This is a genomic window from Bartonella sp. AA168HLJHH (genome assembly GCF_042197365.1).
GTDB lineage: Bacteria > Pseudomonadota > Alphaproteobacteria > Rhizobiales > Rhizobiaceae > Bartonella.
The window spans coordinates 1-2,073 of sequence record NZ_JBHIRS010000054.1 but is presented as its reverse complement, the minus strand read 5'-3'; the positions used below and the strand labels follow the sequence as shown (position 1 = coordinate 2,073).

The following is a 2,073-nucleotide window of genomic DNA, read 5'->3' as shown; positions in this document are numbered from 1 at the left end:
CTTCATATTCTTTTTGAAGTTCTAAAAATGCTAACCGCATGTTTTCACAATTTTTTGAAGTTCCTGCAAATCCACATTTAGCATCCCACTCTAGGCGTAATTTTTCATCTTTTTTAAATTCTTCTACGCTGTAGGTTTTTTCACATCCAGCTGTGATGAGCCCAGTGCAAAGTAGCAATGTTGTTATGAGAACTTTATTCATGATTAATGACTGTCCTGTTTCTTTTCAGATTCTTGTTTATCGTCATTTGTTGAGCCAGTTCTCCCCCATCCCCATGTTGGAAGACTCTCACGATAAGCTTGCTCTGCGTTTTTACAATTTTGCGAATCGAGATCCCCTGATGTCATACATTTCATTTTCCATTTTTCGTATAATTTGTGATCTTTTTTAAATTCTGCGACGCTGTGGGTTTTTTCACATCCAGTGGTGATCAGCCCTGTGCAAAGTAGCAGTGTGGTGATGACGATTTTCTTCATGGCGTGCTCCAGATCTTATCTATTCTTTTCTGATCCTCTTTAATTCTAGCTCGCCATTCAGCGTCTTCTTTAATTCTCCGTTTTTCAGCTTCAGCTTCCCATTTTTCAATTCGTTCTTCTTCAGCGCGTCGCTTTGCTTCTTGTTCTGCTTTCCATTTTTCATGTTCAGCTTTTCTTTTAGCTTCTTCTTCTTTTTGCTTTTTTTCCCATTCTTCTCTACGTTTACGGTTTTCTTCTTCAGCCTTTTTCCTGCGCTCTGCCGCAAGTTCGTGATCGGCTACTCTTACATTTTCACAATTTTTTGAAGTTCCTGACCATCCACATCTCACAGCCCATTCTTCAAATAATTTTTTATCTTTTTTAAATTCTGCGACGCTATAAGTTTTTTCACAGCCAGCTGTGATGAGCCCTGTGCAAAGTAGCAATGTTGTTATGAGAACTTTATTCATTATTTATTGTCCTGTTTCTTTTCAGATTCTTGTTTATCGTCATTTGTCGAGCCAAAGCCTCCCCATTTTTTACGGGTTTCAAGTTCAGCTTGCTCTGCATTTTTACAATTTTTCGAATTCAAATCCCCTGACGTCAAACATTTCACTAATACTTCTTCCATCAGTTTTTTATTTTTTTTAAGTTCTTCTACGCTGTGGGTTTTTTCACATCCAGTGGTGATGAGCCCTGTGCAAAGTAGCAATGTTGTTATGATGATCTTGTTCATATTCAAGCCCCTCTTTTTTCTCGTTTATTGACCACGCATTTTTTGGGCTAAAGCTTTGGTTCGTGCTTTAAATTCTTCTATTTCACGTCTTTCTGCCGCTTTTTCTTCCGCTTGTTGAATCATCATGGCAGCTTGCATTTGGAGTATTTTTGTTTGGAGGTCTGCTTGTACCGCTGCTAATTGTGCTTGAATGCCTTGAATTTTACCCGCATCTTCAGTACTTCCAAGTTCGTCAAGGAGCTTGGTAATGTTTTTTTGTGTTTCACTGGCTTCTTCGTAGACGTCTTGTCCTTTTGCTGCTTGTCCTACTACGCGCTGTTCAGCTTTTTTCACTTCCTGTGTGTAAAAAGCATCTACTGCCTCTTTTGAGTCTGCGCCCCCCGCGGGCTCTTTGTATTTAAGTTCTTCTTGCCATTTTTGCGTGTTTTTGCTGCCGCCGCCACCGCCACCGCCGCCACCACTGCCCATTGATTGTTGAAAGTGGTTAAAGTCTGAAGGAAGGGCGCCACTGCTCCCTTGCTTGTTAAACATCTCTTTCAATCCCGAAATGTCAGGCTTGACATTTAAGGAGTTATATAACTGTTTCGCTTGATCGAGTTGGCTCTTTAATTGCTCAAGCTGTTGTGCACCTTGTTGAATTTGTTCTTGCAACTTGTTAAGCTGTTGTTGGCCTTGTTGAACTTGTTTAATCATTTGTCCAAAAGCCTTGGGATCAAATACAATACCGCCAAAACCAAATGAATTGGTTGTTAAACCAAAAGAAATTGCGCAAAGAGCTGTTGCCAATAAAAGTTTTTTCATTGCTTTGACCTTTCTTGAAAAATAGGAAGCCATTTTTCTGGAGATTGTCCAACTTCATCCATAATGGTCTCTAGGAGTTC

4 protein-coding genes and 1 pseudogene are annotated in these 2,073 nt (G+C 39.8%); all 5 read right to left on the bottom strand.

The window, feature by feature from the left end:
- Nucleotides 1-202: EexN family lipoprotein (locus ACFINM_RS09640; RefSeq protein ID WP_375641280.1), on the bottom strand; the 202-nt coding region annotated here is incomplete at its 3' end.
- Nucleotides 203-204: 2 nt separating this feature from the next.
- Nucleotides 205-477, bottom strand: coding sequence for an EexN family lipoprotein (locus tag ACFINM_RS09635; RefSeq protein WP_375621771.1), 273 nt, complete (start codon nucleotides 475-477; stop codon nucleotides 205-207).
- Between the two features lie 137 nt (nucleotides 478-614).
- Nucleotides 615-926, bottom strand: a pseudogene (locus ACFINM_RS09630) (EexN family lipoprotein); the annotation flags it as partial.
- Nucleotides 926-1,192: an EexN family lipoprotein gene (locus tag ACFINM_RS09625; RefSeq protein WP_375621772.1), complete on the bottom strand. Its 267-nt coding sequence runs from the start codon at nucleotides 1,190-1,192 to the stop codon at nucleotides 926-928. The pseudogene ACFINM_RS09630 and the gene ACFINM_RS09625, both read right to left, overlap by 1 nt.
- A 24-nt stretch (nucleotides 1,193-1,216) precedes the next feature.
- Complete coding sequence (locus tag ACFINM_RS09620) at nucleotides 1,217-1,993, bottom strand: type IV secretion system protein (RefSeq protein WP_375641278.1); 777 nt, start codon at nucleotides 1,991-1,993, stop codon at nucleotides 1,217-1,219.
- Between the last annotated feature and the right edge of the window lie 80 nt (nucleotides 1,994-2,073).

Bases quoted from the DNA above. Each gene is read 5' to 3' on its own strand.
- ACFINM_RS09635 (WP_375621771.1), bottom strand. From the start codon at position 477: ATGAAGAAAATCGTCATCACCACACTGCTACTTTGCACAGGGCTGATC.
- ACFINM_RS09625 (WP_375621772.1), bottom strand. From the start codon at position 1,192: ATGAACAAGATCATCATAACAACATTGCTACTTTGCACAGGGCTCATC.
- ACFINM_RS09620 (WP_375641278.1), bottom strand. From the start codon at position 1,993: ATGAAAAAACTTTTATTGGCAACAGCTCTTTGCGCAATTTCTTTTGGT.